This is a genomic window from Skermanella sp., assembly GCF_059503625.1.
Genome location: NZ_JCACHA010000944.1, coordinates 1 through 6,858, shown reverse-complemented (window position 1 = coordinate 6,858; position 6,858 = coordinate 1). Strand labels below are relative to the sequence as shown.

The 6,858-nt window shown below is 66.2% G+C and carries 8 protein-coding genes; 6 read left to right on the top strand and 2 right to left on the bottom strand.

The window, feature by feature from the left end; translation table 11 throughout:
- Nucleotides 1–103 (top strand): winged helix-turn-helix domain-containing protein (locus AC5JJ6_RS34455; RefSeq protein WP_496046368.1); only part of this gene is annotated, 103 nt, incomplete at its 5' end.
- 157 nt (nt 104–260) lie between these two features.
- On the top strand, nt 261–2,048 hold the full coding sequence (locus tag AC5JJ6_RS34450) for an ABC transporter ATP-binding protein (RefSeq protein WP_496046367.1): 1,788 nt from the start codon (nt 261–263) through the stop codon (nt 2,046–2,048).
- Between the two features lie 16 nt (nt 2,049–2,064).
- On the opposite strand, the gene htpX is transcribed toward AC5JJ6_RS34450, so the two are convergent.
- Complete coding sequence (gene htpX, locus AC5JJ6_RS34445) at nt 2,065–2,976, bottom strand: zinc metalloprotease HtpX (RefSeq protein ID WP_496046366.1); 912 nt, start codon at nt 2,974–2,976, stop codon at nt 2,065–2,067.
- A gap of 147 nt (nt 2,977–3,123) precedes the next feature.
- Between htpX and AC5JJ6_RS34440 the strand changes: the two genes are divergently transcribed.
- From AC5JJ6_RS34440 to AC5JJ6_RS34425, 4 genes are all read left to right on the top strand, one after another.
- Nucleotides 3,124–3,333: a DUF1674 domain-containing protein gene (locus AC5JJ6_RS34440; protein ID WP_496046365.1), complete on the top strand. Its 210-nt coding sequence runs from the start codon at nt 3,124–3,126 to the stop codon at nt 3,331–3,333.
- Between the two features lie 172 nt (nt 3,334–3,505).
- Nucleotides 3,506–3,964, top strand: a complete 459-nt coding sequence (locus AC5JJ6_RS34435; RefSeq protein ID WP_496046364.1) for a thermonuclease family protein — start codon at nt 3,506–3,508, stop codon at nt 3,962–3,964.
- A gap of 100 nt (nt 3,965–4,064) precedes the next feature.
- Nucleotides 4,065–4,685, top strand: a complete 621-nt coding sequence (locus AC5JJ6_RS34430; RefSeq protein WP_496046363.1) for a hypothetical protein — start codon at nt 4,065–4,067, stop codon at nt 4,683–4,685.
- 76 nt (nt 4,686–4,761) lie between these two features.
- Nucleotides 4,762–5,784: an Rpn family recombination-promoting nuclease/putative transposase gene (locus AC5JJ6_RS34425; protein WP_496046362.1), complete on the top strand. Its 1,023-nt coding sequence runs from the start codon at nt 4,762–4,764 to the stop codon at nt 5,782–5,784.
- A 33-nt stretch (nt 5,785–5,817) separates the two neighbouring features.
- Here AC5JJ6_RS34425 and AC5JJ6_RS34420 read toward each other — a convergent pair.
- Nucleotides 5,818–6,858: lysine-2,3-aminomutase-like protein (locus AC5JJ6_RS34420; RefSeq protein ID WP_496046361.1), on the bottom strand; the 1,041-nt coding region annotated here is incomplete at its 5' end.

Below are 6,858 nucleotides of genomic sequence, written 5' to 3'. Positions count from 1 at the left end.
CAACCAGCTTCGCCAGAAGCTGGAAGCCGACCCGGCCCGCCCCGTCCTGATCGTCACCGAACCGGGAGTCGGCTACCGGCTCCGCACCGGGGAGGAGCGCTGAACCGGCGGTGTCATGCGTGCAGCGCAATACCGCATTTCGTTGCGGATTAAGCATTTTCACAGCAGGCCCATCTCACCATATCAGCGCGCTTGTGGGGAACAGCCGCCGGAACATGTCCTGCGGCCGAGACCGGCTCATCGGGAAAGATCAGGTGGAAATGGGAACTCGGCAGGGGGCCGCTTCCGGCATCGGGTTGGGCAAGCTATACGGCGCCCTGTGGCGCAACGCCGACGGCGCCAGGCATCTGGTCGTCGCCTTCATCTTCCTGCTCGTCGCGGCGCAGACGGCGCGGCTGGCGATCCCGTATTTCTTCGGCAATGCCGTCAACGACCTTCAGCAGGGCGGCAACGACGGTGTGCCGAAGGCCGGCATCGACATGCTGTGGATGCTGGCCTTCTGCATCCTGGGCTGGGCGCTGCACGGTCCCGGCCGCATCATCGAGCGGTTCACGGCGCTCCGCATCCGCGAACGCTTCGTCGACGTGCTGTACCGCAAGCTGATGTCGCTGCCGATGGGCTGGCACGAGACCCACCATACCGGCGAGACGATCCAGCGGATCGGCAAGGCCGACGTGGCGCTGTTCGACTTCTCGCAGAACCAGTTCCTGTATCTCCAGAGCGTCGTCGGCCTGATCGGGCCGGTCGTGGCATTGTGCGCGATTTCCGGCGTCACGGGAGCCGTCGCCATGGTCGGCTACGCCGTGCTGGGCCTCATCCTGTACCATCTCGACCGCGCCATGGCGCGGCTTGCCGATACCGAGAACCGGGCGGAGCGGCGCTATTCCGCCGAGCTGGTAGACAGTCTGGGCAACGTGTCCACCGTCATGACGCTTCGGCTTCAGGATGCCATGCGCGTGGCCCTGACCCGCCGGCTGCACGAGGTGTTCGCCCCGATCCGGCGCAGCATCCTGGTCAACGAGGCCAAGTGGTGCACGCTCGACCTTGTCGGCAACCTGTTCCGGATCGGTCTGGTGTCGCTCTATGTCTGGCTGCTGTGGCGCCAGGGCGCCGCCGTCATGGTCGGGACCGCCGTCATGGTCTACCAGTATTCCCAGCAGATCGGCGACGTGGTCGGCACGCTGGCCAACCACTGGCAGGGCGTCGTCCGCGCCCACACCGACCTGAATGGCGCCGACGAGATCCTGGACGCCGAGAGCCGCCAGGGCCTGAAGGGCGACGTCGCTCCGGGCTGGCGGGAGATCCAGGTCAGCGGATTGACGTTCCGGCACCCCAACCACCGTTCCCAGACGCCGACGCTGGACGACGTGTCGCTCACCGTTCCCCGAGGCGCCCGGATAGCGCTGGTAGGCGAAAGCGGCTCCGGCAAAAGCTCGCTGATGCGGGTGCTGAGCGGCCTCTACGATGCCGACCGCGTTTCCATCGCGGTGGACGGCCAGCCCGACCCCGACCTTGCCGGCCTCGGCACGATCTCCACCCTGATCCCGCAGGACCCGGAGATCTTCGAGAACACGGTGGCGCAGAACATCACCATGGGCCTGGACTATTCGGCGGAAGAGGTCCAGCACGCCTGCGAACTGGCTTGCCTGACTCCCATCCTGGACCGGATGCCCCAGGGGCTGGATACCGTGATCGTGGAGCGCGGCGGCAACCTGTCGGGCGGCCAGAAGCAGCGTCTGGCGCTGGCGCGCGGCATCCTGGCGGCCAAGCGCAGTTCGGTCATCATGCTGGACGAACCGACCAGCAGCCTGGACCCGGCAACCGAGGCGAAGGTCTATGCCAACCTGATGGCGGAGTTCCCCGACGCCAGCATCGTGTCGTCGATCCACCGGCTGCACCTGCTGACCCGGTTCGACATCGTCGTCTTCATGCAGGACGGCCAAGTCGCCGACGCCGGCACCCTGGACCAGCTGATCGCCCGCCAGCCCCGCTTCCGCGAGATGTGGCGGGAGGTCGTCCAGTCCGGAACGCCGGAGCCGGTCGGCTAGCCGGTCGCCGGTCCGATTACCGGCCCCAGGGTCCCTGCTGCGCGCCGGCCATGAAACCGCCGGCGCCGATCGGACCGGCTGCGGGACCGGCCATCGCCCGCAGCCGCCGCACCCGCTCCTCGGTCGAGGGATGGGTGCGGAACAGCCCGTCGACCGAGCGGGAATGCAGCGGATTGATGATGAACATATGCGCGGTCGCGGGATTGTTCTCCGCCTGGACGTTGTCGATCCGCGCGGCGCTCACCTGGATGTTCTCCAGCGCGTTCGCCAGCCAAAGCGGCCGGCCGCAGATCTCCGCGCCGATGCGGTCGGCCTCGTATTCGCGGGTGCGGCTGATCGCCATCTGGACGACCATCGCGGCCAGCGGCGCCAGGAACACCATCAGCAGCGTCCCGATCATGCCCATCGGGTTGTTGCGGTTGCCGCCGCTGCCGCCGAACATGAACGCGAAGTTAGCCAGCATCGAGACGGCGCCGGCGATGGTCGCGGTGACGGTCATGATCAGCGTGTCGCGGTTCTTCACATGGGCCAATTCATGCGCCATCACTCCGGCGACTTCCTCGTGGTTGAGCCGGCGGAGCAGGCCGGAGGTCGCGGCGACGGCGGCGTTCTCCGGGTTGCGGCCGGTGGCGAAGGCGTTGGGCTGGTCGTTCTCGATGATGTAGACCTTGGGCATCGGCAGGCCGGCCCGCGCCGAAAGCTGCTGGATCATGCCGTAGAACTGCGGCGCCGTCGCGGCATCGACCTGCCGCGCGCCATACATGCGCAGCACCATCTTGTCCGAGTTCCAATAGGCGAACAGGTTGGTGCCGACCGCGAAGAGCAGCGCCATCATCATGCCGCCCTGCCCGCCGATCATATACCCGATCGCCAGGAACAGCGCCGTCATGCCGGCCAGCAGCACCGCCGTACGCATATGATTCGTCATGGTCCCACCCGATTGCCTGCCCGATTGCCTGAACGCGTCTTCCGATCTCCGGAACTTCGTTCGTCCGGAGGCACCTTCGATATGTGACGCCGTCCCGAACAGCTTCAAGCCTTGGCGCAAGGCCGGCGTCGCGCCATATTGTCCGTCATGAGCCAGACAGACACAAAGGCCGCCCCGGCGGCCGACCCCGCGGCAACCGGTCCCGAGGACTCCGCCGCGTCACCCGAATCGACATCCGCCACCGCCTCCTCTACTGCCGCTGCTCCCCAGAAGCCCGGCGAGATCGGCGGCCCGCGCGGTCCCGAACCGACCCGCTACGGCGATTGGGAATCCAAGGGGCGCTGCACGGATTTTTGACCCTATTGTTCCAGGACTATAACCCGATAGTTGGAATCATACGGTTGCATGCTAGGCTGAATACACTAGCATGTAGGACGAACGACCTATAACTCTCGAGTAAGTCCTAGCATTCGAGTATCCTTCTGGAAGGTCGGCGATCGTCGCCCACCCTCGGATCGGAACCCGTCCCGTGCGCGCCCTGCTGACCGCCGTCGCCCTCCTCGCAGCCACCGTCCTGGGGACCGTTTCCCCCGCGACGGCCGGGGAAACCGTTTCCGGTCCCTATGCGGGTGTGGTGACCGATGTGATCGACGGCGATACGCTGGAAGTCCGCGTCATGGTCTGGCTTGGGCAGGAAGTCGTCACGCGCGTCCGGATCGACGGGATCGACACGCCGGAGAAGCGCGGCAAGTGCCAGCGCGAGAAGGACATGGCCGATCAGGCCCGCCTCATGACCGAGCAATTGCTGGCCGACGACCGGGTGACCCTTTACGACATCCAGCACGACAAATACGGCGGCCGGGTCCGTGCCCGCGTCGTCACGCGTTCGGGCGAGGATATCGGCCAGATGTTGATCAAAGCCGGCCTAGCCCGCCCCTATAAGGGTGAGGCGCGCCAGCCCTGGTGCTCCGTCGCCCAGCTTCCCTGAACGGCCCTATCCGCCCCCTCCAGGGAACATACCGTGGCATGGTTCGTTTGTCGGGCGTGCGGTGTCTGATCGCTGCCGACCCGAAATCGAGGAGAACACCATGCCAAAGTCCCGCTTCCGGGCCGCAGTGGCCGGATTGACCGGCGCCATGATCGTGTTCGGAGCGAGCGGCGTCATAGCCCAGGGCACTCCCCAGGCCGATCCCCAGAAGGAACCCGTCACGGCGCCCGCTCCGCCGGAAAGCGGCTTCGGCGTCATCGTGATCGGCGTCATGAAGGGAAGCTCTCCCGAAGACTTCAGCCAGAAGGTGATCGAGGCGCTTCCCCAGCGCCTGATGGACCCTCAAACCAACTTCACGGCCGGCGTCGGCTTCAAGCGCGACAAGGACTACCGCCTGGTTATCGCTTTCCACGGCGAGGACATGATGGACGCCGACACCCTCTGCACCCGCACCAACGACGTGGACACCACGCCGCCGCCCGAACAGACAGACCTGATGGCCGCCACCCGCATCACCGCCGCCTTCTGCGAAGGCGCCAAACCGCTGAGCACCGCGACCGACCGGATGGTCGGCAGCGTGACCCCCGGTCAGGCCGGCTTCCGCTTCCTGGTCAGCGACATAACGAAGCAGCTCTTCCCCGACGGATTCGGCACCCTCCCTGGAACGATCAGTTCCCAGCAGCCGGGAACGATGGTGACGCCGGCGCAGCCGCCGGGCTGACTTCCGATGCGGGTATCTTTCCCGTCGAAGCATGCTATAGCGTGCGGATGTATCCCAGGTCACACCGCACCGAGCCATGACGATATCCTCCGGGACGCCCGCTGGCGACACTGACTCCCCCAAGGGCGACCGCCGCCTGATCCGGCGGCATGACCAGTTTGCCAAGCTCCTGCTCGACATGCCCGGAAACGCCGACGCCTTTCTGCGCGAACGCCTTCCCGCAGCGGTCGTGGCGCGCCTGACGGCCGACATGGCCACCGACCGGTCGGAAAGCTTCATCGATCCCGCCCTCGCGGAGCATCGCGGCGACCGTGTCTTCAGCCTTGCCACGCTGGATGGCGAACCTCTGCTGATCTGGACGATGGTGGAACACAAGAGCTCCCCCGAGGGAGACACGCTGGTCCAGATCCTGGGGTGCTTGAGCGGAGCCGCGACACGCGGCGCCAGACGGCGGCGCAACCCCGACGGTACCGTGTGGATCGTGCCCGCCGCAGTCTTCGCGATCGTCCTGTACCATGGCGCCGACCGCTGGTCGCTGCCGACGGCCCTGGGTGATGCCTATGGCATGCCTGCCGAAATGCGGGCGGCGGGACCGCTCGATTTCGGCTATAGTCTGGTGGATCTGTCCGCCCTTCCCGATGCCGAGCTATCGCGTCATCCGGAATTGCAGGCAGGCCTGCTGATGCTGAAATATGCGACCAGGGACGACGATCCGGATATCACCTTGGACCGCCTGCTGGGTGCCGCCGCGCTGATCGACTTGACCGTCATCCGCATCGTGGTCAGATATCTTTTCAAATCAGGCGATGGCCACTATCGGGATCGACTGAGGGCGGCATTGGGCCGGGTTTTGCCAGGGCAGGAGGAAAGCATCATGCCGACTATTGGCGAGTTATACGAAGCCGAGGGTTATGCCAAGGGTGAGCGGAGCGGACAAGCGAAAACGCTGCTGCTCATCATAGAGGATCGCTTTGGAGCAGTTTCGGAGGCCGTAGAGGAAAAAATCCGGTCAGCTACGGCCGAAGAACTCGACCGCTGGACCCATGCCGTCTTCAAGGCACAGTCGCTGGAAGCTATGTTTGCCGCTCCCATGCATTGACGTGTTGAACACAGTCATTATCAAGCACTTCCCTCAAACTTTCTCCGCCGCTGGCGGGTAGGCGTGCCGCCCGCCCTGGTAATCCTCCACCACATACCCGGCCTCCGCATCGCCGCTCAGGCAATCCGGCCCGACCGGCGCCTTGCCGTGTCCGCCGGGGATGTCGAGCACGTATGTGGGCTGGCATAGTCCCGACACCCGGCCGCGCAGGCGCTTGACCAATTCCCGCCCCTCGTCGAGCCCGGTCCGGAAATGCGCGGTTCCCGGCGCCAGATCGCCGTGGTGGAGGTAGTAGGGCTTCACCCGCGCCCGCACCAAGCGTCGGAACAGGGCTTCCAGCACGGCGGCATCGTCGTTCACCCCCCGCAGCAGAACGCTCTGGCTGACCAGCGGAATGCCGGCATCGGCCAGTTTCGCCAGTGCCGCCGTGGTCTCCGCCGTCAGCTCGTCCGGATGGTTGCAGTGGACCGCCACCCAGACGGCGCTGTCCGAGACCTTCAGCGCCTTTAGCAGTTCATCGGTCACTCGTTCCGGATCGGCCACCGGAACGCGGGTGTGGAAACGGATCACACCGACATGCGGCATCGCATCCAGGGCCGAAACGATTTCCTCCAGCCGGCGCGGCGACAGCATCAGCGGGTCGCCGCCGGTCAGGATCACCTCCCACACGTCGTTCCGCTGCCGGATGTAATCCAGAGCCGCCGCAAGTTCCGCCGCGTCCAGCGCGTCGCCGCCGGGGCCGACCATTTCGCGGCGGAAGCAGAAGCGGCAATAGACCGGGCAGGCATGCAGCGCCTTCAGCAGCACACGGTCGGGGTAGCGGTGGACGATCCCCTTGACCGGCGACCACGCGGCGTCGCCGATCGGGTCCGCCCGCTCCTCGATCGTCACCTCCAGCTCCGCCAAGGACGGCAGGTATTGGCGGGCAAGCGGAGAGTCCGGTTCGGCTCCCTCCAGCCGGTCGAGCAGATAGGGCGTCACGGCGATGGCGTAGCGGTCGGTCACGCGCCCGAGGGCGGCGGCCCGCTCCGGCGCCAGCGCGCCCGCGGCGACCAGGCCGTCCAGGCTGCGCGC

Coding starts and splice junctions, on each gene's coding strand:
- AC5JJ6_RS34430 (WP_496046363.1), top strand. CDS start 4,065: ATGCCAAAGTCCCGCTTCCGGGCCGCAGTGGCCGGATTGACCGGCGCC.
- AC5JJ6_RS34425 (WP_496046362.1), top strand. CDS start 4,762: ATGACGATATCCTCCGGGACGCCCGCTGGCGACACTGACTCCCCCAAG.
- AC5JJ6_RS34440 (WP_496046365.1), top strand. CDS start 3,124: ATGAGCCAGACAGACACAAAGGCCGCCCCGGCGGCCGACCCCGCGGCA.
- AC5JJ6_RS34450 (WP_496046367.1), top strand. CDS start 261: ATGGGAACTCGGCAGGGGGCCGCTTCCGGCATCGGGTTGGGCAAGCTA.
- htpX (WP_496046366.1), bottom strand. CDS start 2,976: ATGACGAATCATATGCGTACGGCGGTGCTGCTGGCCGGCATGACGGCG.